General features: G+C 71.5%; 22 protein-coding genes, 1 tRNA gene and 3 pseudogenes. 17 read left to right on the top strand and 9 right to left on the bottom strand.

Annotated features, from left to right (window positions below; all coding sequences use genetic code 11):
• Positions 1–62 precede the first annotated feature (62 nt).
• Complete coding sequence (gene acs, locus OVA15_RS08430; RefSeq protein WP_061712210.1) at positions 63–2,012, top strand: acetate--CoA ligase; 1,950 nt, start codon at positions 63–65, stop codon at positions 2,010–2,012.
• 98 nt (positions 2,013–2,110) lie between these two features.
• Here acs and OVA15_RS08435 read toward each other — a convergent pair whose 3' ends face one another.
• On the bottom strand, positions 2,111–3,307 hold the full coding sequence (locus OVA15_RS08435) for a MarP family serine protease (protein WP_268144323.1): 1,197 nt from the start codon (positions 3,305–3,307) through the stop codon (positions 2,111–2,113).
• Between the two features lie 191 nt (positions 3,308–3,498).
• Between OVA15_RS08435 and OVA15_RS08440 the strand changes: the two genes are divergently transcribed.
• Positions 3,499–4,176, top strand: coding sequence for a Crp/Fnr family transcriptional regulator (locus tag OVA15_RS08440; protein WP_006213795.1), 678 nt, complete (start codon positions 3,499–3,501; stop codon positions 4,174–4,176).
• 178 nt (positions 4,177–4,354) lie between these two features.
• Here the strand turns inward: OVA15_RS08440 and OVA15_RS08445 are convergent, their stop codons facing one another.
• The 3 genes from OVA15_RS08445 to OVA15_RS08455 are packed head-to-tail and all read right to left on the bottom strand — an operon-like array spanning position 4,355 to position 6,085.
• The gene (locus tag OVA15_RS08445; protein ID WP_268144326.1) at positions 4,355–5,413 is read right to left on the bottom strand and encodes a hypothetical protein; all 1,059 of its coding nucleotides are present in this window, start codon (positions 5,411–5,413) and stop codon (positions 4,355–4,357) included.
• Positions 5,397–5,885 (bottom strand): RidA family protein, encoded by a 489-nt coding sequence (locus OVA15_RS08450; protein ID WP_024289835.1) that lies wholly within the window; start codon positions 5,883–5,885, stop codon positions 5,397–5,399. The genes OVA15_RS08445 and OVA15_RS08450 overlap by 17 nt, the downstream gene beginning before the upstream one ends.
• 2 nt (positions 5,886–5,887) lie before the next feature.
• Complete coding sequence (locus OVA15_RS08455; protein ID WP_006213800.1) at positions 5,888–6,085, bottom strand: hypothetical protein; 198 nt, start codon at positions 6,083–6,085, stop codon at positions 5,888–5,890.
• Between the two features lie 86 nt (positions 6,086–6,171).
• Between OVA15_RS08455 and OVA15_RS08460 the strand changes: the two genes are divergently transcribed.
• Complete coding sequence (locus tag OVA15_RS08460) at positions 6,172–8,442, top strand: transglycosylase domain-containing protein (protein ID WP_268144327.1); 2,271 nt, start codon at positions 6,172–6,174, stop codon at positions 8,440–8,442.
• 19 nt (positions 8,443–8,461) lie between these two features.
• Positions 8,462–9,406, top strand: coding sequence for a metallophosphoesterase (locus OVA15_RS08465; RefSeq protein ID WP_268144329.1), 945 nt, complete (start codon positions 8,462–8,464; stop codon positions 9,404–9,406).
• A 102-nt stretch (positions 9,407–9,508) separates the two neighbouring features.
• On the opposite strand, the gene OVA15_RS08470 is transcribed toward OVA15_RS08465, so the two are convergent.
• Positions 9,509–11,473 (bottom strand): bifunctional sugar phosphate isomerase/epimerase/4-hydroxyphenylpyruvate dioxygenase family protein, encoded by a 1,965-nt coding sequence (locus OVA15_RS08470; protein WP_268144331.1) that lies wholly within the window; start codon positions 11,471–11,473, stop codon positions 9,509–9,511.
• A complete protein-coding gene (locus OVA15_RS08475) occupies positions 11,470–12,897 on the bottom strand; it encodes an MFS transporter (protein ID WP_206390899.1) in 1,428 nt (475 codons plus the stop codon). The genes OVA15_RS08470 and OVA15_RS08475 overlap by 4 nt, the downstream gene beginning before the upstream one ends.
• A gap of 177 nt (positions 12,898–13,074) precedes the next feature.
• Between OVA15_RS08475 and OVA15_RS08480 the strand changes: the two genes are divergently transcribed.
• The 9 genes from OVA15_RS08480 to OVA15_RS08510 all read left to right on the top strand — a co-directional run bounded on the left by OVA15_RS08480 (position 13,075) and on the right by OVA15_RS08510 (position 19,276).
• Positions 13,075–13,713 carry an IclR family transcriptional regulator gene (locus OVA15_RS08480; RefSeq protein ID WP_268144333.1) on the top strand — a complete coding sequence of 213 codons (639 nt, stop codon included), beginning with the start codon at positions 13,075–13,077 and terminating at the stop codon, positions 13,711–13,713.
• 201 nt (positions 13,714–13,914) lie between these two features.
• A complete protein-coding gene (aroQ, locus tag OVA15_RS08485) occupies positions 13,915–14,370 on the top strand; it encodes a type II 3-dehydroquinate dehydratase (RefSeq protein WP_268144335.1) in 456 nt (151 codons plus the stop codon).
• On the top strand, positions 14,367–15,227 hold the full coding sequence (locus tag OVA15_RS08490) for a shikimate dehydrogenase (RefSeq protein ID WP_268144337.1): 861 nt from the start codon (positions 14,367–14,369) through the stop codon (positions 15,225–15,227). Before aroQ ends, OVA15_RS08490 begins: the two co-directional genes overlap by 4 nt.
• Positions 15,228–15,315: 88 nt before the next feature.
• A tRNA-Pro gene (locus OVA15_RS08495) sits at positions 15,316–15,392 on the top strand.
• 199 nt (positions 15,393–15,591) lie between these two features.
• The gene (locus tag OVA15_RS08500; protein ID WP_326493273.1) at positions 15,592–17,016 is read left to right on the top strand and encodes a Na+/H+ antiporter; all 1,425 of its coding nucleotides are present in this window, start codon (positions 15,592–15,594) and stop codon (positions 17,014–17,016) included.
• A gap of 2 nt (positions 17,017–17,018) precedes the next feature.
• Positions 17,019–17,300, top strand: coding sequence for a hypothetical protein (locus OVA15_RS13270; protein WP_326493274.1), 282 nt, complete (start codon positions 17,019–17,021; stop codon positions 17,298–17,300).
• Positions 17,279–17,443 carry a UBP-type zinc finger domain-containing protein gene (locus OVA15_RS13275; RefSeq protein ID WP_326493275.1) on the top strand — a complete coding sequence of 55 codons (165 nt, stop codon included), beginning with the start codon at positions 17,279–17,281 and terminating at the stop codon, positions 17,441–17,443. The genes OVA15_RS13270 and OVA15_RS13275 overlap by 22 nt, the downstream gene beginning before the upstream one ends.
• Before the next feature lie 81 nt (positions 17,444–17,524).
• Positions 17,525–17,698, top strand: a complete 174-nt coding sequence (locus OVA15_RS08505) for a hypothetical protein (protein WP_268144339.1) — start codon at positions 17,525–17,527, stop codon at positions 17,696–17,698.
• Between the two features lie 120 nt (positions 17,699–17,818).
• On the top strand, positions 17,819–19,276 hold the full coding sequence (locus OVA15_RS08510) for an NAD(P)/FAD-dependent oxidoreductase (RefSeq protein ID WP_268144341.1): 1,458 nt from the start codon (positions 17,819–17,821) through the stop codon (positions 19,274–19,276).
• A gap of 395 nt (positions 19,277–19,671) precedes the next feature.
• On the opposite strand, the gene OVA15_RS08515 is transcribed toward OVA15_RS08510, so the two are convergent.
• The 3 genes and pseudogenes from OVA15_RS08515 to purD all read right to left on the bottom strand — a co-directional run.
• Positions 19,672–20,610: a phosphoribosylaminoimidazolesuccinocarboxamide synthase gene (locus OVA15_RS08515; RefSeq protein ID WP_268145672.1), complete on the bottom strand. Its 939-nt coding sequence runs from the start codon at positions 20,608–20,610 to the stop codon at positions 19,672–19,674.
• Positions 20,611–20,814: 204 nt separating this feature from the next.
• A pseudogene (locus OVA15_RS13455) lies at positions 20,815–21,030 on the bottom strand (phosphoribosylglycinamide synthetase C domain-containing protein); the annotation flags it as partial.
• Positions 21,031–21,145: 115 nt separating this feature from the next.
• A pseudogene (gene purD / locus OVA15_RS08520) lies at positions 21,146–22,030 on the bottom strand (phosphoribosylamine--glycine ligase); the annotation flags it as partial.
• Positions 22,031–22,094: 64 nt separating this feature from the next.
• Here purD and OVA15_RS08525 point away from each other — a divergent pair.
• The 4 genes and pseudogenes from OVA15_RS08525 to purF all read left to right on the top strand — a co-directional run bounded on the left by OVA15_RS08525 (position 22,095) and on the right by purF (position 25,624).
• Positions 22,095–23,141: an asparaginase gene (locus OVA15_RS08525; RefSeq protein WP_268144343.1), complete on the top strand. Its 1,047-nt coding sequence runs from the start codon at positions 22,095–22,097 to the stop codon at positions 23,139–23,141.
• Positions 23,141–23,502, top strand: a pseudogene (locus OVA15_RS08530) (sterol carrier family protein). The gene OVA15_RS08525 and the pseudogene OVA15_RS08530 overlap by 1 nt, the downstream one beginning before the upstream one ends.
• 69 nt (positions 23,503–23,571) lie before the next feature.
• Entirely contained in the window at positions 23,572–23,940 is a 369-nt protein-coding gene (locus OVA15_RS08535) for a hypothetical protein (protein WP_061712195.1), read from the top strand.
• A 4-nt stretch (positions 23,941–23,944) separates the two neighbouring features.
• Positions 23,945–25,624: an amidophosphoribosyltransferase gene (gene purF / locus OVA15_RS08540; RefSeq protein ID WP_006213816.1), complete on the top strand. Its 1,680-nt coding sequence runs from the start codon at positions 23,945–23,947 to the stop codon at positions 25,622–25,624.
• Position 25,625: the final 1 nt, after the last annotated feature.

Here is a 25,625-nt window from a genome sequence, read left to right on the forward strand (position 1 = left end):
GGCTCGAAGGGTGAACTACTCTCGAGGCAGACGACAGTGACACACCGCACACCGGACTGGAGATGCAGCAGATGACCGATCAGCAGCAGAAGCCGACCTTCGCCCCGTCAGAGGAGTTCGCGGCTCAGGCGAACTTCGGCGCAGAGGTCTACGACCGTGCAGCCGCAGAGGGGCCGGAGTTCTGGGCTCAGCAGGCCCGCGAGCTGCTGAGCTGGTCCCAGGACTTCACCGAGACCCTGGACTGGTCGAACCCGCCGTTCGCCAAGTGGTTCGCCGACGGCACCCTCAACGCCGCCTACAACGCCGTCGACCGGCACGTGGAAGCCGGCAACGGCGACCGCACGGCCCTGCTCTTCGAGGGCGAGCCCGGTGACGAGCGCACCTACACCTACGCCGAGCTCAAGGACGAGGTCTCCAAGGCCGCCAACGCGCTGCTCTCGCTGGGCATCGCCAAGGGAGATCGCGTGGGCATCTACATGCCCATGGTCCCGGAGGCCGTGATCTCCATGCTGGCCTGCGCCCGGATCGGCGCGATCCACTCGGTGGTCTTCGGCGGCTTCTCCGCCGACGCCGTGCGCTCGCGCATGGAGGACGGCGAGGCCAAGCTCGTGATCACCGTGGACGGCTCCTACCGCCGCGGCAAGCCCTCGAAGATCAAGCCGGTCGTCGACGAGGCCCTGTCCAAGGGCGCCCCCACCGTCGAGAACGTGCTGGTGGTCAAGCGCAACGGCGAGGACGTCGAGTGGACCGAGGGCCGCGACCACTGGTGGCACGACCTGGTCGACGACCAGTCCGCCGAGCACGAGCCGGAGGCCATGAGCGCGGAGGACCCGCTGTTCATCCTCTACACCTCGGGCACCACCGGAAAGCCCAAGGGCGTGCTGCACACGACCGGGGGCTACCTGACCCAGGGCGCGTTCTCCATGAAGGCGACCTTCGACCTCAAGCCGGAGACCGACGTCTTCTGGTGCACCGCCGACGTCGGCTGGGTCACGGGGCACTCCTACGTGGCCTACGGTCCGCTGGTCATGGGCGCTACCCAGGTCATCTACGAGGGCACCCCGGACTCGCCGCACCGCGGCCGCTTCTGGGAGATCGTGCAGAAGTACGGCGTGACCACGCTGTACACCTCGCCGACCGCGATCCGCACCATGATGAAGTGGGGCGAGGACATCCCGGCCGAGTACGACCTCTCCTCGCTGCGCCTGCTGGGCACCGTGGGCGAGGCCATCAATCCGGAGGCCTGGGCCTGGTTCCACGAGCACATCGGCGGCGGCCGCTGCCCGATCGTGGACACCTGGTGGCAGACCGAGACCGGCGCGCACATGATGACGCCGCTGCCGGGCGTCACCGTGGCCAAGCCGGGCTCGGCGCAGACCCCGCTGCCGGGCATCAGCCTGGACGTGGTCGATGAGTCGGGCGCGAGCGTCGGCAAGGGCGAGCAGGGCTTCCTCGTGGTGCGCGAGCCGTGGCCGTCCATGATGCGCACCATCTGGGGCGATGACCAGCGCTTCATCGACACCTACTGGTCGCGCTTCGAGGGCATGTACTTCGCTGGCGACGGCGCCCGCTTCGACGAGGACGGCGACATCTGGGTCCTGGGCCGCGTGGACGACGTCATGAACGTCTCCGGGCACCGCCTGTCGACCTCGGAGATCGAGTCCGCGCTGGTGTCGCACACGTCGGTGGCCGAGGCCGCCGTGGTGGGCGCCGCGGATGAGACGACCGGGCAGGCCGTGGTCGCCTTCGCGATCCTCACCGACGACGCCGTGGACGAGAACCGGCCCAAGGACGAGCTGTCCGAGGAGCTGCGGGCGCACGTGGGCAAGGAGATCTCCCCGATCGCCAAGCCCAAGCGCGTGCTGATCGTCCCCGAGCTGCCCAAGACGCGCTCCGGCAAGATCATGCGCCGTCTGCTCAAGGATGTCGCCGAGGATCGCCCGGTCGGCGACGTCTCGACCCTGGCCGATCAGACGGTCATGGTCCAGATCGTGGACTCGCTGGGCAAGTGAGCCCAGCGCAGGCCTGAGCCCGTCGGAAGGAGGGGCCGGGAGGAGCCGTGCGGCTCCTCCCGGCCCCTCCTTCCGCATCCACGGCGCGACGGGCGATCTCAGCCGGCCGCGGCGGGCTCGCAGTCCTGCGTGGAGACGGCCTGCTCGGCCCCGTCCGCCGCGGACAGAGCGGCGTCGAGCTGCTCGGTGCTCACCGCGAAGCCGGCGGGTCCGGACGACGAGCGAGCGAACACCACGCCGATCACCGCCCCGTCCTCATCCACCAGGGGCCCGCCCGAATTGCCCTGCTGGACGTCGCCGGCGAACTGCAGGACCTCGACGGGTGCGGCGGAGGCCTCGGCGTCGATCGAGCTCATGGAGGTCAGCGCCGTGCCCTGGACCTCGGCCGGGCCGATCGTCAGCGGCCCGCCGCCGGGGTGGCCGATGAAGGCCCCCAGGGTGCCCTGCGCCGGGGCGCCGCCGATCGGCAGCGCCGGGACCGCGAGGCTCGCGACGTCCAGCACGGCCAGATCCTCCTCGGGACGGAAGAGGACCACCCGGGCCTCGTGCCGCCGCCCCTGGGCGTCGTGGACGAACACGGTGTCGGTGCCCGCCACCACGTGGGCGTTGGTGACCACCTGGCCCTCGGCGGCAGCGAAGCCCGAGCCGCTCTGGCGCGTCGAGCACTGCGGGGCGAAGCCGACCACCTGGACGACCGAATCGGCCGCCGCGAGGATCTCCGGGTCCTCGACCTCTCCCTCCGGCGGGGAGGCCGGGGCGAAGAGCAGCGTGTCGAGCTCACGCGCGGCGGCGCTTCCGGCCACTCTGTGCTGGGTCTGCTCGAGCAGACTCGTGAGGCTCCGAGGCACGGAGCCGTCGATCGCGCGCATCATGGGCGAGCTCTCGGCGTGGGCGCCCAGGGCCGGGGCCGGCCCGCTGGCCAGGGTGGAGACCGCCGCGAGCACGACGAGCGCTGCCGCCGCCGTGCTGAGCAGCGCGCCGCCGAGGGCGTCGAGCACCGCCGCGGCCCGCGAGTGCCGCTGGGACGGCATCCCGGCGATCCGCCCGAGCAGGGCCTCGCCGAGGGCGTGCCCTCCGAGCATCCCGAGCACGACCAGCCCGCCCAGCACCAGCAGCCGCACCGAGGTCCCGCCGTTCTCCAGCGGGATCAGGGGGATCAGCCACAGGGCCAGGGCACCTCCGAGCAGCAGCCCGACGATGCCGCCGAGTGTGCGCCCGATCCCGCGCACCAGGCCGTGGAGCATCCCCAGCACGAGGAGAAGCACGATGATCAGGTCCATCAGGCTCCAGGTCATCGCCGCCTCCTCCGCGCTCGTGCCGACCCGTCGACGGGGCGGCTCGCCCCGGCGCCTCGACGCGCTGAGGCGGTCCGATCATGTCCGGTCCGTTGGGAATCGGAGTATCTCGCATTACAGTGGGGACGGGAGTGTCGAATGCGTCACAGCAAGTCGGCACCGAGATCAGCTACCACCTTTCGAGGAGCACCATGGATACCGAGGTCCTGCGCCGGGCCCCCCTCTTCGCGTCTCTTGACGACGAGGCCTTCGCCGCGCTCACCGACGAGATCACCGAGGTCGATCTCCCGCGCGGGGCCACCCTGTTCCACGAGGGCGATCAGGGCGATCGCCTGTACTTCATCATCTCCGGCAAGGTGAAGCTGGGCCGCACGGCCAGCGACGGCCGCGAGAACCTGGTCGCGGTCATGGGCCCCGGCGAGGTCTTCGGCGAGATGGCCCTGTTCGACCCGTCCCCCCGCTCGACCGCCGCCACCGCGGTCTCCGAGACCCAGCTGGCCGGGCTCAACCACGAGAACCTCATGAAGGTCCTCGAGCGCAACCCCGCGGTCTCGCAGCAGCTGCTGCAGGCCCTGGCCCGTCGCCTGCGCCGCACGAACGAGAACCTGGCCGACCTGGTCTTCTCCGACGTCCCCGGCCGAGTGGCCAAGGCCCTGCTGGACCTCGCCGAGCGCTTCGGCCGCCAGACCCCCGACGGCGTGCTCGTGGCCCACGAGCTGACCCAGGAGGAGCTGGCCCAGCTGGTCGGCGCCTCGCGCGAGACCGTGAACAAGGCCCTGGCCGAGTTCGTCCAGCGCGGCTGGATCCGCCTGGAGGCCCGCGCCGTCGTCATCCTGGACACGCCGCGCCTGCAGCAGCGCTCCCGCTGACGCACCGCCGGCTCTGCCCCGGACCGCTTCGGCGAGCAGACCGGCAGGAGCGATGAAGAGGAGGCCGCGACCCATCGGGTCGCGGCCTCCACTCGTCTGCGCGGAAGGGCCCTCCATGGGATCCGTGATCGCGGCGCTGAGGCGCAGCTGAGCGCAGCGAGCAGGCGGCTTCCGCGGGTCAGCGGCGGCGGCGCCCTCCGCTGCGGCGGTCGACGGCGAAGCACAGCCTGCCGTCGTCGTCGCGGTCGAGCCGGGCCATGCGGGGAGCCAGGTGGGGCCGGTGGGCAGCGGCGGCGATCGCGCAGCCGGCTCCGGCCAGGTCCTCGAGCAGCAGCAGGGTGAACGGGGTCAGCAGCCGATGCAGGTGGGCATGCGGCTCGGCCCCCGCCAGCGCCTCCCGGGCCGTGAGCCCCAGATCGCCGGAGCGCGCGGCCTCCGCGAAACCGGTGTCGGTCTCCCGGGCCCGCAGGATCTGCTCCGGGGAGACCCAGGCGCCGGGACGATCACGGGAGCGCAGCGGCGAGGGCTCCTGCCGCTCCGGCAGGATCACCAGGAAGCAGCGCAGGTCGAAGCGGCGGTGCACGAACTCGGCGGTCACCCACCGGGCCATGGGCCGCAGCAGCTCGGTGCGCAGCACCAGCCGGCGCTCGTGGAGCAGCTCGGCCATGCTGGACTCCCCGGCAGCGACGCCCTCCCGCACGGACATCCAGTCGTGCCCGCCGGTCATGGTGATCGTGGAATCGCTGCGTCGACCCGCCAGCAGCACGCCGGTGCTCACGAACAGGGTGCGTGCAGCGGCCATCACGGCGCGGCGGGCATCGCCGACGTCCTCCTGCAGCAGGCCGGCCCACTGCTTGCTCGTGGGCCCGGACCAGGGCACGGGGTCGTCGTCGGCGCCGGTCACCCTCCCGCCGGGAAAGCCCACCGATCCGAACGGCGAGCGCAGCTCGTGGGCGCAGAGGTAGGTCTGCACGCCCTGGGGGCTGTCGCGCAGCAGCACGGTGCAGGCCGCGTCCAGCGGCGTGACCGGAGCTGTGTCCTGCTCTGGATCCAGCCAGAGCTCGGCCGCCGCCCGGTACTCCGGCAGCAGCGGGAAGCGGCGCACCGGGGCGATCGAGTCCGGGCGCCGCTGCTCGAGCCCCGGCGGGTACGACGAGGGCCGCCCGGCCGGCTCCTCCTGCGGAGCGCGGCCGGACGGCCCGGTGGAAGCCTCGAGGGGCTCAGGCGAATTCGACAACGAGCTCGAGCTCGACCGGGGAGTCCTTGGGCAGGACCGCCACGCCGACGGCCGAGCGGGCGTGCACTCCGGCCTGGCCGAGCAGCTCGCCCAGCAGATCCGAGGCTCCGTTGATCACGCCGGGCTGCTCGGTGAAGGACGGGTCGGAGGACACGAAGCCCACGAGCTTCACCACGCGGGTGATGCGATCGAGGTCGCCGATCTGGCCCTTGATCGCCGCCAGCGCGTTGAGCACGCAGGTGGCGGCCAGCTGCTGGGCCAGCTCCGGGGCGACCAGGCCCTCGCCGAGCCCGACCTTGCCGGTGCTCGGCAGGGCGCCGTCGACGAACGGCAGCTGCCCGGAGGTCCAGACGTGGGTGCCGTCGATCAGGGCCGGGACGTAGGTGCCGGCCGGGGCGGGGACCTCGGGCAGGGCCAGGCCGAGTTCGGCCATGCGGGCCTCGACGCGTCCTGCGGATGCCGCTGCGGACATGATCAGGCCTCCTTGGGGCGCTTGAAGTAGGCGATCGGGTTGGTCTGCTGCGGAGCGTTCACGGCAGCGTCCGGCGTGGAGGCCTGCTGCTGGCCGGGCAGGATCGCCACCAGCTCCCAGCCCTCCGAGCCGAAGTTGTCGAGGATCTGCTTGGTCGCGTGGATCATGATGGGCGCGGTCATGTATTCCCAGGTGGTCATGACCCCGATCCTAGTGCCTGGGCCCGTGGCGCAGGCCTCATCGCGCGCCGCCCGCCGCTGCCAGGCTTCGCTTGTACCATGACCGAATGGCCTCATCTCCGAGCTCCCCCGGTGCCCCGCAGGGGACGTCTGCCGTCGGTCGCGTCATCGCCTTCCTCCTCGCCAGCATCCTGGCCGGAGGCGTCGTCGCGGCCCTCGTCCTGCCCTCGGCCGCTGCGGCGGGCCTCGCCGCCAACGGCTCGGTCGCGTGGATGAAGGACCTCCCCGAGGACCTCTCCAACGGCCCCATCTCCCGCTCCTCGACCGCGTACGCGCGTGACGGCGAGACCGAGCTGGCCACGTTCTACGCGGAGAACCGCACACCGGTCGCGCTCGACGACATCTCCCCGTACATGCAGGATGCGATCGTCTCGGTCGAGGACCGCGACTTCTACACGCACGGCGGCGTCTCGGTCACGGGCATCTTCCGCGCGGTCGCGAACAACCTGACCAACTCCGAGGGCCGTCAGGGCGCCTCCACGCTGACCCAGCAGTACGTCAACAACCTCATCATCGACCGCGACGTCCGCGCCGGCGACGAGGCCTCCACGCTGGGCGCCAACAAGGGCTACGCGGATAAGATCCAGGAGATGAAGCTCGCGGTCTCCATGGAGAACGAGGTGCCCAAGGAGGAGATCCTCGAGGGCTACCTGAACATGGTGCTGTTCGGCCCGCGCAACTACGGCGTGGAGACCGCTGCCAACTACTACTGGGGCATCAGCGCCTCGGAGCTGAACCTCCAGCAGTCGGCCACCCTGGCGGGGCTCGTGCAGTCCCCGGAGTACTACAACCCCGCGACCAACCCGGAGCAGTCCATCGACCGCCGCAACACGGTGCTGTGGACCATGCTCGATGAGGGCAAGATCTCCCAGGAGCAGTACGACGCCGCCGTCGCGGCCCCGCTGGACCTGGATCTGCACCCGGAGAACCAGGGTTGCACCGCCTCCGAGGACGCCCCCTACTTCTGCACGTACGTGGAGAACGAGATCCTCACCTCGCCCGAGTTCGGCGAGACCCCGGACGACCGCCTGAACAACCTCCAGCGCGGCGGGCTGAAGATCGTGACCACCCTGGATCCGAAGGCCCAGTCCGTGGCCCAGGAGCAGGTCGAGGCCACGCAGCCTGCCGACGACAACCCGGACTCCGTGGGCTCCTCGATCGTGTCGGTCGAGCCGGACTCCGGGAACATCGTGGCTATGGCGCAGAACTCGAACTACTCCTCAGCGGAGGAGGAGGACCACCAGAACACGGTCTATAACTTCAACACGGACACCCTGGACGCCGGCACCGGCGGATACCAGGTGGGCTCGACGTTCAAGCCCGCCGTGCTGCTGGCCTGGATCGACGCTGGCAAGTCGGTGGGCCAGAACATCGACGCCTCGCGCACCCGCTACCCGGCCGATCACGCGTGGAAGGCCTCCTGCGTGGAGGGCGGCTCGGTGTTCGAGCCGGGCAACGACGGCAATGGCTTCTCGTTCCAGAACGCGACCAAGGGCTACGAGCGGGACATGTCCGTGGAGTTCGGCCTGTACAACTCGATCAACACCGCGATCTACGCCATGGCCGATCAGCTTGACCTGTGCCGCATCGGCGAGCTCACCGCGGATCTGGGTCTCCACAACGGACAGACGGGCCTGCCGATCGACACCACGCACCTCTCCGCGCTGCTGGGCGGTTCGTCGGACAACGTCTCCCCGCTGACCATGGCCACCGCCTACGCGACCTTCGCCAATGACGGCGTGCGCTGCGAGCCCCGGTCCCTGCTCAGCGTCACCGGCGCCGACGGCACCGAGTACGCGGTCCCGGAGGGCAACTGCCAGCGCCAGATCAGCGAGGACGAGGCGCGGACGGTGAACCACGTGCTCGAGCAGGTCCTCGTGCGCGGCTCCGGCTACGAGCTCGGCATCGGGCTGCCGGACGCGTCGGCCGCCAAGACCGGCACCACCGACAACTCCACGCAGACCTGGCTGCTGGGCTACACGCAGGGCCTGTCCACGGCCTCCTGGGTCGGCAACTACGCCGAGGGCAGCAGCTCGCTCAACGACGTCTCGATCGGCGGCGACACGCCAGCCTCCCAGACCTCCGATCCCGACGACTGGGTCGACGGCGCCTCCTATGCCGGTGAGCAGTGGCAGAAGTACATGGAGGAGATCGCGCCGGACTACAGCACGGAGGAGTTCCCCTCGGCCCCGTCGGACCTGACCGGCGGCAGCGACTCCGACTCGAGCAGCGACTCCAGCTCGAGCAGCGGCGGCACGGCGACGGGCGACAGCGGCGGGACTGCCAGCGGGACCGCCACCACCGCCCCGGCTGCGTGATCCCTTGAGGGCTTCCTGGGTGAGGACCTTCGGCCAGACCGGTGCCGCTGTCGCGGCCTCCGGCCTGGCCGTCGGCGCATGGGCCGTGCTCGGCGAGCGCCGCCGCTTCCGGGTCCGCCACGAGACCCTGCCCGTGCTGGCACCCGGCTCGCGGGATCTGCGCCTGCTGCACATCTCGGACCTGCACACGGTTCCGGGCCAGGAGGCCAAGAAGCGCTTCGTGCACGGTCTGGCCGAGCTCGAGCCGGATCTCGTGATCGACACCGGCGACAACCTCTCGCACATGCAGGCGCTGCCGTACCTGCTCGAGATCCTCGAGCCCCTGCTGCGCCTGCCCGGCCTCTTCGTCCCGGGCTCCAACTGCTACTTCGCCCCGGCCTTCAAGAATCCCGCGCGCTATCTCTGGAAGCGCACCTCGCAGGACGACGACCGCACCCAGCTGCAGCTGCTGCCCTGGCAGCAGATGCACCGGGCCTTCGAGGACGCCGGCTGGCTCGGGATGGTCAACCGCTCCCGCACGGTGCGCATCGGCGGGCAGCTGCTCGACGTCTCGGGCGTCGATGACCCCCACCTGCACTTCGACCGCCACCCGGGCTTCAGCCTGCCGGCCGGCGCCGCACATGCCTCCGGATCGGTTCGGACCGCAGACGCGGTTCCGGCCGAGGAGCCCGTGCTGCGCCTGGGCCTGGCCCACGCCCCCTACATCCGCACCCTCGAGCGCTTCGCCGACGACGGCGCGGACCTGATCCTGGCCGGACACACCCACGGCGGGCAGGTCTGCCTGCCCGGCGGCCGGGCACTGGTCTCCAACTGCGATATCGAGCCCGAGCGCTGCAAGGGCATGACGGAGCAGAAGGGCGTGCCCGTGGGGATCTCGGCCGGACTCGGCGAATCTCGCTTCGCTCCGGTGAGGCTGTTCTGCCGCCCCGAGGCCGTCCTCATGACCCTGACGGCGCGCGCCTGAGCGAACGTCGTCCCGCAACGCCCGACGGCCCCGGGTCGCGATCCTTCGGGAATCGCGGCCCGGGCCGTCGTCTCGGGTGGCCGCCTCGAAAGGTGCCGTGCCTCAGCGCGGGATGCCGCGTGCTGCATCGCGCAGGCGCCGGTACTGGGCGGCCAGGCGCACGGGAGCATCCGCCGCTCCGTAGCCGCGGTAGCCCCCGAGGCGCTCGAGCACCTCGAAGAAGACCCCGCCGAGGGTCCCGGTGTAGAAGTGCAGCAGCTCCCCGCTGTCGTCGCGGTCGTAGAGCAGCCCGAGCTCGCGCAGCTCGGCCACGCGGTCGTCGTCCAGCCCGAAGCGCGCCTGCAGGTCGGCGTAGTAGTTCGCCGGCACGGGGAGCCTGTCCAGCCCTCGCTGGGCGGCCCTGCGGGCCACGCCCTCGATGTCCCGGCAGGCGAAGGCCACGTGCTCGGGGTACACGGCGCCCATAGAGGCGGACTGCTCGGCGTCCTCCGGAGCCACGTTCAGCGGCATCCGGATCGCGTCGTCGCTCGAGCGCATGACCTGGCTGCGCACGAGACCCGCCGGCCCCGGGACGTCCTGGGGCTCCTGGGCCTGCAGGCCGAGCAGCGCGGTGAAGAACAGCACGGCCTCGTCGCGGTGCTGCCAGGGCTGGGCGGTGTTCACGTGGTCGATCCCCGTGATGCCCGGTCCCTGCTGCGCCGGGCCCTGCGAGGCCTCCAGCCCGAACTCGAGCGCCCAGCTCGGCACCTGCCCCTCCTCCTGCGGGCAGAAGAAGATCTCCGTGCCGTCGGGGGCGAACACGCCGCGCAGGTCCTGCTCATCCGATCGCCGGCTGCGCTCGACCCTGCGCGCCCCCAGGAGGTGAGCACGGGCGTCTGCGGCCTCGATGTCCGGGACCTCGAAGGCCAGCCCCGCCAGTCCCGCGCCCTGGCCGGTGGGGCCCAGGTCGGCGACGACCACGCGGGCCTCGCCCTGGGTCCACAGCTGCACGCCCTCCTTGCTGCGGTGATGCCCACCCAGCGCGAAGCCGAGCTGATGCAGCACGCGAGAGGTCTTCCCCAGCCTGCCCGTGCGCAGCTCCACGAAACCCCAGTCCTCTGGCTGGACCGCCGGGGGAAGTGCGCGCAGCTCCAGGGGGCCCGCACCAGTCGGGCCCGACTCGTCACCGCGGCCCGCGCCGTCGGCGGTGCCGATGGCCTCCTCCCGGCCCTGGACGAGGACGTCGCCGGGATCGGCCTCCCCCAGCTCGACGAGGCGGGCCAGGGTGCGGTCCTCGAGCCAGCGCAGCGACCGCAGCCCGTCCACGGCGGTGCGCGCCACGTCGGCCTGGCGGAAGGAGTCGTTGAAGATCTCCAGGGACACCGGGCCGTCGTAGCCGCAGCGGTGCAGGTGCACCATGAAATCGACCAGGTCGAAGCCGCCCTGCCCCGGGAACACCCGGTGGTGCCGCGACCAGGACAGCACGTCCATGCTCAGCAGCGGAGCGTCCGCGAGCTGGACGAACAGCACGGTCTGCGCATCCAGGTCCTCGATCGGCGCCGGGTCCCAGCCGCGGGAGAGGATGTGGAAGCTGTCCAGGCAGGTGCCCACGTTCGGGTGATCGGCCATCCGCACGATCCGAGCGGCATGCTCGAAGTCGTTGACGAACCTCCCCCAGGCCAGGGCCTCGTAGGCCAGCCGGATGCCGTACTCCGCAGCCAGATCGCCGGCCCTCCTGAGCTGCTCGGCGCAGACCTCGTCATCGTCGATCGTGGCCGTGCCCACGTTGGAGCACAGCAGCATCGTGTCGATGCCCAGCTCGCGGGCCACGTCGAGCTTGGCCTCCAATCGCCGCAGGCCGTCCCGGAACACGTCCTCCTCGACCCCGTCCAGGTCCCGGAAGGGCTGGTAGAGGTCCAGGCTCAGCCCCAGATCGGCGGCGCGCTGCCGGATCTGCGCCGGGGTGTGCGGCGAGACGACGAGATCCTGCTCGAAGATCTCGATCCCGTCGAAGCCCGCATCCGCGGCGGCGCGCATCTTCTCCGCGAGCGTTCCGGACAGGCACACGGTGGCGATCGACGTCCTCATCGGCCGGCTGCCTCCTTCTGCGCCTTGCGCTCCTGCGCGGCCTCGATGGCCTTGAGATCGATGGCCTCGGTGCGGGTGGTGTGCAGGTCGTCCAGGCTGTCGAGCGTGCGGTGGCCCGTCTCGGTGGCGGTCAGCGCGGCACCTGCCGAGATGAGGCACATGAGGGTCACGAACATGGCCACGCCCATCCAGTTGTCGCCGGTCTCACCGGCCAGGTAGGCCGACAGCGCCGGAGCCACGCCGCCCGAGACCGCGAAGCCGATCTGGGTGCCCAGGGACAGGCCGGAGACGCGCACCGCGGTGGGGAACATCTCGGCGTAGAACGACGGCCACACGCCGTTGGCCAGTGAGTAGAAGCAGCCGGACATCAGGATGCCGAGCAGGAAGATCAGCGGCCAGCTGCCGCTGTGGACGGCACCGAGGTAGCCGTACATGCCTGCCGCCGCGCCGATCGCCCCGGCGATGAACACCGGCTTGCGCCCGATCCGGTCCGCGAGCAGGGCCGCCAGCGGGATCGCCAGCAGCGCGACGGCGTTGACCACCACGGGCACCAGCAGCATCGTGGAGCGGTTCAGGCCCACCACGGAGGTCGCGAAGGAGACCGACCAGACCGTGAAGACCATGTTGACGGTGTTGACCATGGCAGCCAGGGCCACCCGAGCCACGGCCGCCTTGTGGTAGCGGAACAGGATGCCCAGCGGGTTCGGCGCCTTGGTGGGGCCGCTCTCGAGCTGCTCGGAGACCTCGTGGAACTTGGGCGGCTCCTCCAGGGTGCGGCGGATGACCCAGGCGGTCACGACGACCAGGGCCGAGACGAAGAACGGGACGCGCCAGCCCCAGCTCATCAGCTGCTCCTCGGTGAGGATCAGCGTGAAGGGGATGAATACGGCGGTGGCCAGCAGCGTGCCGGCCTGGGTGCCCTGCAGCGTCCAGCTGGAGGTGAAGGCGCGGTGGTCGTCATCGGCGTGCTCGAGCGAGACCGAGATCGCGCTGGCCTGCTCGCCGGCGGCCGACAGGCCCTGGATGACGCGGCACAGGGTCAGCAGGATCGGGGCCAGCAGGCCGGCCTGCTCATAGGTCGGCAGCAGGCCGACGGCGAAGGTGGCCCCGCCCATCAGGAACAGGGTGAGCATCAGCACGAACTGACGTCCCATGCGATCCCCCAGCGGGCCCATGATCAGGGCGCCCAGCGGACGGACCACGTAGGCGACGCCCACGGTGGCCATCGAGAACAGGATCGCAGCCCCCGGGCTGGTGTCCGCGGGGAAGAACAGGTGATTGAGCACGAGTGCGGCGGCGGTGCCGTAGACGGCGAAGTCGTAGTACTCCAGGGCGGAGCCGACCCAGCTGGACAGCGCGGCCTTGCGCGGAGTCTTGCCGGAGGGCGAGGCGGCGGGCTGCTCAGCAGCCGAAGCAGTGGTCATGGCAGTTCCTCACGATGGCGGGCATGGGCGGCGAGCTGATCGACGCGCGCCGGGTCCTGCGGGACAGATGCCCCGCACGGATGATTTCCATATATTGGAAATGACTTCCGAATAGTGATAGATTCACTGTGATCCACACAACAGTGCCTGTCAAGCAGAACCCAGAGGGAGATGCGCGTGAGCACCCAGAGCACCGGCACGGTGGGCAAGGCCCTGGACATGCTGAGCCTGCTCGGCGAGCATCCCGACGGCGCTACTGCCCGCGAGCTCGCCGAGGCCTCGGGGCACCACTTCTCCACCGCCTACCGTCTGCTGCGCACCCTGGTGGACACGGGCTTCGCGGAGCACTCCCCCCAGGACAAGCGCTACCGCCTGGGGCTGCCCGTGTTCCAGCTCGGGCAGAAGGTCGCTCACGCCCGCGGCTTCGACGCCTCGGCGGCACCCGTGCTGCAGGGACTGGTCGAGACCACCGGGGAGAGCTGCCTGCTCGCCGTGCTGCACGAGCAGCGCTTCCTCACCACCGCCAAGATCGACGGCCCGGATTTCCGGGTCACCACGGACCCGGGCGATCAGGGCACTCTGCACTCCTCGGCGATCGGCCGGGTCCTGCTCGCCTTCGCCCCCGCCGCCGAGCGCGACCGCCTGCTCGAGTCGATCCCCCTGCCGGCTCGGACCGAGAGCACCCTGACCGAGCGCGATCGGCTGCGGGAGCTCGTGGCGCAGACGCAGCAGCAGGGCTTCGCTTCGCAGTCGGAGGAGCACGACGACGGCATGGCCGCCGTCGCCGTGCCGGTCCTGGACCCCGCCGGGGGCTGATCGCCGCCCTGTGCCTGGCCGCCCCCATCTTCCGCAGCACCCGGGAGGAGCTTCAGGACCAGGTGCCCCTGCTGCGCGAGGCCGCCGATCAGCTCGCGGCCGTGCTGCCGCCGCGGCCCCGCTGAGCTCGCCCGCCCTTCTACGCTCCCATCCCCGATCCCAGATCCCGGCCGCCGCGGCGGCCCCGAGAGGAGACGCACCATGACCCGTCCGCGCATCCTGGTCCTCAACGGCCCCAACCTGAACATGCTCGGCACGCGCGAGCCCGAGATCTACGGCAGCCAGACCCTGGCTGATATCGAGGCCCTGGTCGCTCAGCGCGCCCAAGAGCTGGGCGTCGAGGTCGACTTCCGCCAGTCCAACCTCGAGGGCGAGCTGATCGACGCCCTCCAGCAGGCCCGCGGGAGCCATGTCGGCTGCGTGCTCAACGCCGCCGGGCTCACCCACACCTCGGTCAGCCTCCACGACGCCGTCAAGGCCTCCGAGCTGCCCACGGTCGAGGTCCACCTCTCCAACCCGCACGCCCGCGAGGACTTCCGCCACGTGTCCTTCCTCTCGCCGATCGCGGACGCCGTGATCGCCGGCGCCGGGGCGCAGGGCTATCTCTACGCGCTGGAGCTCCTGATGGCCCGCTACGGACGGGGCGCAGACGCATGAGCGAGCGCACGCTGCTGCTGGGGCTGATCGGCGACGACATCGCCCTGTCCCGCACTCCCCCCATGCACGAGGCCGAGGGCCTGGCACAGGGCCGCCCCACCATCTATCGGCGTCTGGACACCCTGCGCTCGGGGCTGAAGGGCCGGCCGCTCGCGGAGATCCTGCACGCGGCCAGGGACCTGGGCTTCGACGGGCTGAACATCACGCACCCGCACAAGCGCGCCGTCGTCGAGCTGCTCGACGAGATCGACGACGACGTGCGCCGCCTGGGCGCGGCCAACACCGTCGTGATCCGGGAGGACGGGACGCTCGTCGGGCACAACACCGACGTCTCCGGGTTCCGCAGCGGGTTCCTGGAGGGTCTCCCGGATGCCGAGACCGGGACGGTCGTGCAGATCGGCACCGGCGGGGCGGGCACCTCGGTGGCCTCGGCCCTGGTCGGGATGGGCGTGCAGCGCCTTCTGGTCAGCGACCTGGACCCCGTGCGGGCCCAGGAGCTCGTGGCTTCGCTCAACCGCGGGGCCGGCCGCCAGGCGGCAGCGGCGCTGCCCCAGGATCAGCTCGAGCCCGCGCTGCAGGCATGCGACGGCGTCGTCAACGCGACCCCCATGGGCATGCCCGCCCACCCCGGGACCTCCTTCGACACCGGCCTGCTCAGCCCGCGGCAGTGGGTCGCGGAGATCGTCTACATGCCTCTGCGCACGCAGCTGCTCGAGGAGGCCGCCCAGCGCGGCTGCCGCACCCTCGACGGCGGCCGCATGGCGGTCTTCCAGGCCGTCGACGCCTTCCGCCACTTCACCGGACTGGAGCCCGACGTCCAGCGGATGCGCGAGGCCTTCCTGCTCGCCAGCTCCTGAGCGGCACGGGCTGCGAGGAACGGATTTCCCATCCCCCCGCGGATGCCCTTACACTGGTCGGGTTGCGCGCGACGCGAGTCCGCGCAATCGGGATGTGGCGCAGCTTGGTAGCGCGCCTCGTTCGGGACGAGGAGGTCGCAGGTTCAAATCCTGTCATCCCGACCATGTGATGTCTCAGGACATCGCAACGGCCGGATCCGCCGCAGCGCGGATCCGGCCGTTCGTCATTCCGGTGTCGGACTCGCGGGTCTGAGCTTCATCCTCGTCGGAGCGGCTGCCGTCATGAACATCATCGAGTTCTGGGCCCGCTCCGCCGATCGCTCGACCGGGGCCGCCGACGCCCCCGGCTGACTAGCATGTCGCCATGCACACCGCTCTGCTGCTCGTCGGCATCGTCGTCACGGTCCTCGTCGGCACTTCCCTGAGCGAGCGGCTGCGACTGCCCGCGCCCATGGTCCTCATCGTCCTGGGCGTGATCGGCTCCTTCCTGCCCTTCGTCCCGGTGATCGAGCTCGGCCCGGAGCTCGTGCTCGTGGGGCTGCTCCCGCCCCTGCTGTACTCCTCCGCGCTGCAGACCTCGATCATCGACATCAAGGCGAACCTGACCTCGGTGATCCTGCTGTCCGTGACGGCCGTGGTCGTCACCACGTTCACCGTCGGATGGACGCTGCACGCCCTCGTGCCGGACATCCCCTGGCCGGTCGCGCTCGCCCTGGGTGCGGCAGTGGCCCCTCCGGACGCCGTCTCCGCCAGCGCCGTGGCCCGCCGCATCGGGCTGCCCCGCCAGATCGTCACGGTGCTCGAGGGCGAGTCCCTGCTCAACGACGCCACCGCCCTGGTCAGCCTGCGCACGGCGATCGCCGCCATCACGGGTGCCGTCGCCGTCGGCTCGATCTCCCTGGACTTCCTCATCGCCGCCGGCGGGGGCATCCTGCTCGGGCTGGCCGTGGCCGCCGTCGTGAACCTGCTGCGCCGGCGCATCCACGACCCCCTGATCGACACGGGGCTCTCGTTCGTCGTCCCGTTCCTGGCCTACCTGGCGGCCGAGGAGATCCACGCCTCCGGAGTGATCTCGGTGGTCGTCGCCGGCCTGCTCATCGGGCACAAGGCGCCCGTGGTCCAGACCTCCGGATCCCGGATCACCGAGCGCGTCACCTGGTCCACCGTGGCGTTCCTGCTGGAGCACGCGGTCTTCCTGCTGATCGGCATGCAGGTGGTCTCCATCATCACGGGCCTGGACGGCACCGTCCCCTGGTCGCGCGTGGTGCTCGCGTGCGCAGGCGTGCTCGCCGCGGTGATCCTGACGCGCATGGCCTGGGTGCTGCTGACCCAGTGGCTGCGCGGCCTGCGACAGGCCCCGCAGGAGCGGGAGCCGTGGTCGCACGCGATCATCACGGGCTGGGCGGGGATGCGCGGCGTCGTCACGATCGCCGCCGTGTTCATCATCCCGGCCGATGTCCCCCACCACGACCTGCTGGTGCTGTGCGCGCTCGTGGTGGTGCTGGGAACCCTCTACCTGCAGGGCCTGTCCCTGCCCTGGCTGACCCGCGCGCTGGGGGTCAGGCCCAACGACCCCGCCGTGGACGCGCTGGCCCGGGCCACGCTGCTGCAGCAGGCGAGCGAGGCAGGTCTGCACGAGCTCGATCGGTGCGACCACCACGAGGACCACGGCGTGGCCGAGTCCATCCGCGCCCGCCTGGACCAGCGCGCACCTTCGCGGCCTGGGAGCGGCTGTCCACCCGCACCGGGGAGGAGTCCCCGTCGGAGGCCTACACCCGGCTGCGGCTGAGCATGATCGCCGCCGAGCGCCAGCGCGTGCTGGAGATCCGGAGGGAAGGCCAGGTGCCCTCCCACGTGGTCCGCGAGGTCCTGGGCATGCTCGATCTCGTGGAGTCCATGCTGGACTCCGGCGCCGAGGCGCGCGAGGAGATCGTGGCCACCGGCGACGGCCAGGGCGGCACCTGCGACGAGCTCGCCGCCCAGCCCTCGGTGAGCCCGCATGCCGACGACGACGCCGTGTGCCGCGCCTGTCTGGGCAGGGCACCCATCCGGTGGCCCTGCGCCGCTGCCTGACCCGCGGCGAGATCGGCTGCTGCGACTCCTCGGTCGGCCAGCACGCGACCGCGCACTTCCGCGCCACCGGCCACCCCGTGATGCAGTCGGCCGAGCCCGGCGAGACCTGGCGCTGGTGCTACGTGCACAGCACCACCGCCTGAACCGATCCCGACGCATCCGGTGCTCGTCGCATCCTCCTCCGTCGTCCTGGAACCCCGTCCTGCCCGAGCACTGGAGCCGCCATGTCCACCCCGCCCCCGTCCCAGCCCACGACCTCCGAGCCGGACCGGCCCGTCGAGCCGCAGCCGGCGATCCTGCTCGTCTCGGCCCTTCACGGCGAGGTGCTGACCCGGCAGTTCCGCCGCTACGCCCACGAGTACGACGTCCGCGCGGTGGACTCCCACAGCCTGCGCTGAGCGCGGACCCGGAGGAGCTCGAGGCCCAGGGCTCGCCCGTGGCGCTTCTCGTCCTGGACACCTCCCCCCCCCGAGACCGAGGACCAGGACTGGTCGCAGACCTTCGCGTCGCTGAAGTCCGTGGGCACGGCCGTGCCCACGGCGCGGCGGATCGCGGTCACCGCCTGGTCCAGCTTCATGCCCCACGTGCAGCTGCTGCGGCACAAGGTGGCCATGGGCGTCCTCGATGCCCACCTGCTGCTGCCGCGCGGGCAGCGCGACGAGGAGTTCCACTCGGCGATCGTCGACCTGCTCAACGACTGGGTCGCCACGACCGGCAGCCCGCAGGTGGAGACCTTCTCGATCGTGGCCCCGCCGGGGCACCCGATCGCCCGGCAGCTGCAGGACCACCTGTATCGGATGGGCACTCCGCACGGGATGCACTCCCCGGATTCCGAGACCGGACGGCGGATCCTGGCCGAGACGGAGGAGGAGATCCGCTGGCCCATGATCAGCGCCTCGGGCCTGCCAGCCGAGCACTGCCCTTCGGCCCGCCACCTCGCCCGGAGGCTCTCGGCGAATCGCGCCCTCACGGTCGAGCAGCTGCCCGATGAGTTCGATGTCATCATCGTGGGCGCGGGACCCGCCGGGCTCGCAGCGGCCGTCTATGCGGCCAGCGAGGGGCTGAGCACGCTCGTGCTCGAATCCGACGCCGTCGGCGGCCAGGCCGGCACAAGCTCGATGATCCGCAACTACCTGGGCTTCCCGCGCGGCATCTCGGGCATGCGCCTGACGTCGCGGGCGCGCACCCAGGCGCTGCGCTTCGGCGCCGTGATCCGCACCGGCTGGCCGGTCGAGCGCCTGGAGCCCGGGATCGACGGAGACCTGCACACCGTGCTCACCGAATCCGAGGCCCTGCGCGCACGCACCGTCCTGATCGCCAGCGGGGTCAGCTACCGCCGGCTCGGCGTCGACTCCCTCGTGCAGCTGGTCGGCCACGGCGTCCACTACGGCGCCGCGATGGCCTCGGCCCCGGAGATGGAGGGCCAGGACGTCGTGGTGGTCGGCGGAGGGAACAGCGCCGGGCAGGCCGCCGTGCACCTGGCACGATTCGCCCGCTCCGTCACGATCGTCGTGCGCAGGCCCGGGCTCGGAGAGACCATGTCGCAGTACCTGATCACCGAGATCGAGGCGAACCCCCGGATCGAGGTCCAGGGCGGGACCCGCGTGGTCGACGGCGGCGCCGAGGAGGGAGAGCTGTCCTGGGTCGAGCTCGAGGAGATCGCCACCGGGCAGCGCCGGCACCAGGAGGTCGGCGGGCTCGTCCTCCTGCTGGGGGCGGCCCCGCACTGCGACTGGCTTCCAGAGGCCGTGTACCGGGACGAGCGGGGCTTCGTGCTCACGGGCAGGGACGTCCCGGCCGACCACTGGCTGCAGGACGTCCCGCCGGCGCAGCTGTCCACCGCGGTGCCCGGCGTGCTGTGCGCAGGAGACGTCCGCGCGGGGTCCATGAAGCGGGTGGCCTCGGCCACCGGCGAGGGAGCTGCGGCGGTGTCGCTGATCCACGAGCACATCTCGGCTGCGCCCGAGCAGGCCTGAGAAGGCCTTTCGGACAAACGTTGAGCGGCCCCTTCATGGGCAGAAGGGGCCGCTCGTCGTTCCACCTCAGGGACCTGCTCCGCGCCGTCCTGCGAGGGGATCCAGTCCTCGCGCGGCTGTCCGGAGCCGAGGCGGTGGGGAGAGCACCGGTCCTCGACAAGTCCTTCAGGAGCGACACCGACACGGACTCCGCGCTGCGCCCTGGATCCGGAAGGTGGAACTTCCCGGGAGCGCGGCGAGGAGTTCCTCACCGAGTCGTCAGCCGCGTCTGGTCGTCACGGCTTTCGCTCACCACGAGTATCCGACGAGTCCATGCATTCGCACTATGGACTTTGGTCCAGGTTCTCGGGATTTTCTGGCGGGCCCCGGGATCCGAGCCGCCGGAGGGGACCCGATCAGTCCACGGCGTCGACCTCCAGGAAGGGCCCCTGGGGGCTGAAGCTGCGCCCCGTGAGCCGCTCGAACGCCTCGATGTAGCGGGCCCGCGTGGGCTCCACGACATCAGCCGGCAGCGCGGGCGCCAGCCCCTCGCCGTTCCAGCCGGAGGCCTCGCTGTGCAGCCAGTCGCGCACGTACTGCTTGTCGAACGACGGCTGCGAGCGCCCCGGCTGCCAGGTCTCGGCATCCCAGAACCGGGAGGAGTCCGGTGTCAGGACCTCATCCCCCAGAGTGATGGCCCCGCGGTAGGAGTCCAGGCCGAACTCGAGCTTGGTGTCGGCCAGGATGATCCCCCGCTCGCGCGCGATCGCCTCGGCGCGGGCGTAGATCTGCAGGCTCAGCTCGCGCAGCCGCTCCGAGACGGCCGTGCCCATGCCCTCGGACATCTCCTTGAAGGTGATGGGGAGGTCGTGCTCGCCGACCTCCGCCTTGCCCGTGGGCGTGAAGATGGGCTCCTCGAGCCGCGAGCCGTCCTCCAGCCCCTCGGGAAGGGCCACGCCGCAGATCTCGCCGTCGCGGCGGTAGTCCTTGAGCCCGGAGCCGGTCAGATAGCCGCGCACGATGCATTCGACCGGGAACATCGAGAGGTTCTTGCAGATCACCGCCCGTCCGCGGACCTCCTCCGGGACATCGGTGCTCCACAGGTGGTTGGGGACCTCGCTGAGCTGCTCGAACCACCACAGCGACAGCTGGGTCAGCACGACTCCCTTGTCCGGGATCTCAGTGGGCAGGACCTGGTCGAAGGCCGAGATGCGGTCGGTGGCCAGCACCAGCACGCTGCCCGCCCGGTACTCGGCGTCATCGCCGACGGACGCGCCCGTGGCCGCCATGTGCTCGTCCTCGGGGACGTAGAGCTCGCGGACCTTGCCGGAGTAGATGTGCCTCCAGCCCGGCAGCTCGGGCGGGGCGGGGTGGCCGGGGAACTCGGGATGCTCCGGTCGACGCTCGCCCTGGGCGGCGGCAGCTGCCGTCGGAACTGCAGGCGCCGGTGCCGCAGCCTCGTCCTCGGCCTGCGCGCGCGCCTGCGCTCGCAGGGCGCCCTCGGCGATGTCGGTGCGGTGCTGGGAGCCCTCCAGCCGGATCAGCTCCACGCCCTGATAGGCACGGGCCCGGGCCTGAGCCAGGTCATCGCCCAGGGCCACGACCGAGAGCACGCGGCCTCCCGAGCTGAGCACGGCCCCGTCCTGGGCGCCGGTGCCGTGCGCCGTGCCCGCATGGATGACCTCGACGCCCTCGAGCGCCTCCGCCTCCTCGATGCCTGTGATCGGATCGCCGGTGCGCACGGTGCCCGGGTAGCCGGCCGAGGCGACGACCACGTTGACCGAGCTGCGCGAGCTCCAGCGCAGCGGCAGGGGGGCCGTCGTCGGGCGAGGCCTGCTCCTGGGCCAGCCGCCCCTGGGCCGCCGCCTTCAGCAGCTGGCCCAGCGGCGAGACGAGCCGCGCCAGCACGGATTGGGTCTCGGGGTCGCCGAAGCGCACGTTGAACTCGATGACCTTCAGGCCCTCGGAGGTCACGGCCAGGCCGCAGAACAGCACGCCGTTGAACGGGGTTCCGCGGCGGGCCATCTCCTCGAGCACCGGACGGGCCACGGTCGCCACGACCTCGTCGGCGAAGCCTGCCGGAAGCCACGGCAGCGGCGTGTAGGCGCCCATGCCTCCGGTGTTGGGGCCCTCGTCGCCGTCGAAGATGCGCTTGAAGTCCTGGGCGGGGGTCAGGGCCACGGCCTCGGTGCCGTCGCAGATCACGAACAGCGAGACCTCGGGGCCGTCCAGGAACTGCTCGATCACCACGGTCGAGCCCGCCTCGAGGCAGGCCAGCGCGTGGGCCGCGGCCGCCTGGCGGTCCTCCGTCACCACGACGCCCTTGCCCGCGGCCAGGCCGTCGTCCTTGACCACGTGCGGAGCGCCGAACGCGTCGAGGGCGTCCTGGACCTGCTGCTCGGTCGTGCAGGTCCGGGCCTGGGCCGTGGGCACCCCGGCCTTGTCCATGACCTCCTTGGCGAAGGCCTTGGAGCCCTCGAGCCGTGCGGCCTCGGCCGACGGCCCGAACACGTCGATGCCCTCGGCGCGCAGGGCGTCGGCCACTCCCGCCACGAGCGGGGCCTCCGGGCCGACGACCACCAGGTCCGCGCCGATCGTCCGCGTCAGGGCGAGGACCGCAGCCGGATCCTGGGGGTCGACCGGATGGACCGGCACCTCCCGGGAGATCCCGGCGTTGCCGGGGGCTGCGTGCACCTCCCTCACGGCCGGATCTCGCAGGAGGGTGCGGACGATGGCGTGCTCTCGACCGCCTGAGCCGATGACCAGAATCTTCACGGGGCCAGCCTAGTGCCCACCCGGGACCGGGTGCGCGGGCCCGCCCATGCCCGATACTGGGGCCATGACGATGCAGAATCCGAGTCCCGACGAGACCTTCGCCGCCTCCTCCGCCGTGGAGATCGCCCGCCTGCGGCGCAGCGGCTTCGTGGAGACCCGCCATATCGGCTCCGCAGTGGTGACCGGCCCGGACGGCTCCCGGCTGATCAGCCTGGGCGATGTCGACACGCCGATCTTCCCCCGCTCCACTCTCAAGCCGTTCCAGACGATCGCCGCCATGAACTCCGGGGCGATCCTCAGCCTGGGCCAGATCGCGATCGCCTCCGGCTCCCACCGCGCCGACGACGACCAGGTTGCCGCCGTGCGCTCCATCCTCGAGGAGGCCGGCGTGGCGGAGACGGCCCTGCAGTGCCCGGCCGTGGGGCGCCACCGCCCGGAGGAGCAGGACTCGCGCCTGTTCTACAACTGCTCGGGCAAGCACGCGGCCTTCCTCGCGGCATGCGCGGTCAACGACTGGGATCCGCAGACCTATCTGGATCCGCAGCACCCGCTGCAGCAGGAGGTGCTGCGCGTGATCGCCGAGGCCACCGGCGAGCAGCCCTCCCTCGTGGGGGTCGACGGCTGCGGGGCTCCCCTGGCCGCGATCTCGCTGAGCGGACTCGGCAGGGCGTTCGCCTCCCTGGGCGCCGCCGCGCGCAACATCCGCGCAGAGGCCCGCATGGCCACGGTCGCCACCGCCATGCTCGACTACCCCGAGTTCGTCGAGGGCCCCGGCCGGTCGAACACCGTGATCATGGAGCAGCTCGACGTCATCGCCAAGCTCGGCGCCGAGGGCGTGCTGGGGCTGGGCACCACCGACGGCTACTCGGTGGCCGTCAAGACCCTCGACGGCTCCGGGCGCATCAACGCGCTCGTGGGCCTGAACCTGCTGATCGCCGTCGGGGCGATCGACCCCGAGCGGGCCCGGCCCGTGATCGAGGACGCCACCCCGTCCATCACGGGCGCCGAGGCGGTCGTGGGCGGATTCGAGCTGGCCCCCGCCGTCGTCGACGTCCTGCGCGAGCACGGGCAGGAGCCGGTCGAGCCGGCCGGAGCCCGGAGGCGCGGCTGATGGCCCGGCGACGAATCGATCCCGCCGACGGCACCCTGGCCGTGGCCGCCTGGCGACGCGACGACGAGCCCCCGCGCAGCACGATCGCCACGGCCGTGCGCTTCACCCTCGAGGAGCTCGCCGAGCGCGCGCCGGGCAACTCGGTGGAGGTGCGCGTTCCGCCCCTGGGCGTGACCCAGTGCATCGAGGGCCCGCGCCACACCCGCGGCACCCCGCCGAACGTGGTCGAGACCGATGCCCGGACGTGGCTCGAGCTGGCCACCGGGCGCCTGAGCTGGGCCGATGCCAGGCCGATCGCCGAGTGGCGGCCTCCGGGACCCGCACCGATCTCTCGGGCGTCCTGCCGCTGCTCGGGGCCTGAGACGCACGCCTCCCAGCGCGAGGCCTCCGGCGGGATCGCTCGGCCTCCGCGGCCGTTATCCTGAGACCCATGCCCTCCGAAGACTCCCCGACCACCCCGCTCCACGGCTCCACGGCTCCCGTCGAGGACCAGGAGCAGCTCACGACCCTCAGCCTCCGCCGGGCGCCCAGGGTTTCCGTGTTCCTGGGCACCGGCGCAGCGATCGGCCTGATCGCGGGCATCGTCATCGGCGTGCTGGGATCGGGCAACGTGGAGTTCACGACCACCCAGGTCATCGGCTACATGGCGGTGATCTTCGCACTCCTCGGCATGGCCCTGGGAGCGGTGGCCTACGTGGTCGCCGACCGCATCTCGGTGCGACGAGCCCGGGAGGTGCAGGCTCACCTGGAGTCCCGCACCGCCGCCCCGAACGACCGATCCGCCGACGTGGGAGACTGAACCCGTGCTGCGACCTGATGGACGACTGACCCACGAGACCTTCGACGACGACAGGGCTCCGCAGGACGAATGCGGGGTCTTCGGCGTCTGGGCCCCCGGCGAGGACGTCGCCAAGCTGACGTACTTCGGCCTGTACGCGATCCAGCACCGCGGCCAGGAGTCCGCGGGGATCGCGACCTCCAACGGCGAGCGCATCAGCGTCTACAAGGACATGGGGCTCGTCTCCCAGGTCTTCGACGAGACGACGCTGAACACCCTGATCGGGCACATGGCCGTCGGGCACTGCCGCTACTCGACCACCGGCGGCTCGACCTGGACCAACGCCCAGCCCACCCTGGGCGCCACGCCCCACGGCACGGTCGCCCTGGCCCACAACGGCAACCTCACGAACTCCGCGGAGCTCTACGACAAGCTCATCGACAAGTCGGGCTTCCCCTCGCGAGGCGAGATGGCCCGGGGCAACACCACGGACACCGCCCTGGTGACCTCGCTGCTGGCCGAGCACCCGCACGACTCCCTCGAGGAGGCCGCGCTGGCGCTGCTGCCGCAGCTCGTGGGCTCCTTCTGCCTGAGCTTCATGGACGAGCACACCCTCTACGCCGCGCGCGACCCGCAGGGCATCCGCCCGCTGGTGCTGGGCCGCCTGGAGCGCGGCTGGGTCGTGGCCTCGGAGACCTCCGCCCTGGACATCGTGGGCGCCTCGTTCGTGCGGGAGGTCGAGCCCGGCGAGTTCATCGCGATCGACGAGGACGGCCTGCGCTCGCACCGCTTCGCCGAGGCCCGTCGCGCCGCCTGCGTCTTCGAGTACGTGTACCTGGCCCGCCCGGACACCGCGATCCACGGCCGCTCGGTCTACGAGTCCCGCGTGGACATGGGCCGAGCCCTGGCCCGCGAGCACCCCGTCGAGGCCGATCTGGTCATGCCCACCCCCGAATCCGGCACGCCGGCGGCGATCGGCTACGCCGAGGCCTCCGGGATCCCGTTCGGCAACGGCCTGGTCAAGAACTCGTACGTCGGCCGCACGTTCATCCAGCCCTCGGACACGATCCGCCAGCTCGGCATCCGCCTCAAGCTCAACCCGCTGAAGTCCGTGGTCGCGGGCAAGCGGCTGATCGTGGTCGACGACTCCATCGTGCGCGGCAACACCCAGCGCGCGCTCGTGCGCATGCTGCGCGAGGCCGGCGCGGCCGAGATCCACGTGCGCATCTCCTCGCCGCCCATCAAGTGGCCCTGCTTCTACGGCATCGACTTCGCCAATCGCGCAGAGCTGATCGCCAACGGGCTGGCCGTCGATGACATCCGCGCCTCCCTGGGCGCCGACTCCCTGGGCTACATCTCCGAGGACGGCATGATCGAGGCCACCCGGCAGGAGCCCTCCGAGCTGTGCACGGCGTGCTTCTCCGGGCGCTATCCCACCGAGCTGCCCGCAGCCGATGCTCTCGGCAAGTCCGTCGTGGAGGCTCGTCGCGCCCCATCGGCGCCCCACGGCCGGACTGAGTCCGCAGCCGCCGCGAGCGAGGAGAAGACCGTCGAGGCCTCGGGCGAGCGCATCCGGCTGGCCGACGACGCCGAGCCCTCCTCCGAGGTCGGCTCGTGCGATCCAGGACCCGACTCCGAGCTCGAGGACCTGGTCCTGGAGCAGGACACCCGCACCTCCCACGAGCACAGCTCGTCCCAGCGCTGAG

The sequence above is a fragment of the Kocuria sp. SL71 genome (assembly GCF_026672465.1).
Classification (GTDB): domain Bacteria; phylum Actinomycetota; class Actinomycetes; order Actinomycetales; family Micrococcaceae; genus Kocuria; species Kocuria palustris.

Excerpts from the sequence above, each read along its gene's own strand:
- acs (WP_061712210.1), top strand. The coding sequence starts at position 63 with ATGCAGCAGATGACCGATCAGCAGCAGAAGCCGACCTTCGCCCCGTCA.
- OVA15_RS08440 (WP_006213795.1), top strand. The coding sequence starts at position 3,499 with ATGGATACCGAGGTCCTGCGCCGGGCCCCCCTCTTCGCGTCTCTTGAC.
- OVA15_RS08505 (WP_268144339.1), top strand. The coding sequence starts at position 17,525 with ATGTCCACCCCGCCCCCGTCCCAGCCCACGACCTCCGAGCCGGACCGG.
- OVA15_RS08455 (WP_006213800.1), bottom strand. The coding sequence starts at position 6,085 with ATGACCACCTGGGAATACATGACCGCGCCCATCATGATCCACGCGACC.
- OVA15_RS08470 (WP_268144331.1), bottom strand. The coding sequence starts at position 11,473 with ATGAGGACGTCGATCGCCACCGTGTGCCTGTCCGGAACGCTCGCGGAG.
- OVA15_RS08500 (WP_326493273.1), top strand. The coding sequence starts at position 15,592 with ATGCACACCGCTCTGCTGCTCGTCGGCATCGTCGTCACGGTCCTCGTC.
- OVA15_RS08535 (WP_061712195.1), top strand. The coding sequence starts at position 23,572 with ATGCCCTCCGAAGACTCCCCGACCACCCCGCTCCACGGCTCCACGGCT.
- aroQ (WP_268144335.1), top strand. The coding sequence starts at position 13,915 with ATGACCCGTCCGCGCATCCTGGTCCTCAACGGCCCCAACCTGAACATG.
- OVA15_RS13270 (WP_326493274.1), top strand. The coding sequence starts at position 17,019 with ATGATCGCCGCCGAGCGCCAGCGCGTGCTGGAGATCCGGAGGGAAGGC.
- OVA15_RS08475 (WP_206390899.1), bottom strand. The coding sequence starts at position 12,897 with ATGACCACTGCTTCGGCTGCTGAGCAGCCCGCCGCCTCGCCCTCCGGC.
- OVA15_RS08525 (WP_268144343.1), top strand. The coding sequence starts at position 22,095 with ATGACGATGCAGAATCCGAGTCCCGACGAGACCTTCGCCGCCTCCTCC.
- OVA15_RS08435 (WP_268144323.1), bottom strand. The coding sequence starts at position 3,307 with ATGACCTGGAGCCTGATGGACCTGATCATCGTGCTTCTCCTCGTGCTG.
- OVA15_RS08460 (WP_268144327.1), top strand. The coding sequence starts at position 6,172 with ATGGCCTCATCTCCGAGCTCCCCCGGTGCCCCGCAGGGGACGTCTGCC.
- OVA15_RS08450 (WP_024289835.1), bottom strand. The coding sequence starts at position 5,885 with ATGTCCGCAGCGGCATCCGCAGGACGCGTCGAGGCCCGCATGGCCGAA.
- OVA15_RS08490 (WP_268144337.1), top strand. The coding sequence starts at position 14,367 with ATGAGCGAGCGCACGCTGCTGCTGGGGCTGATCGGCGACGACATCGCC.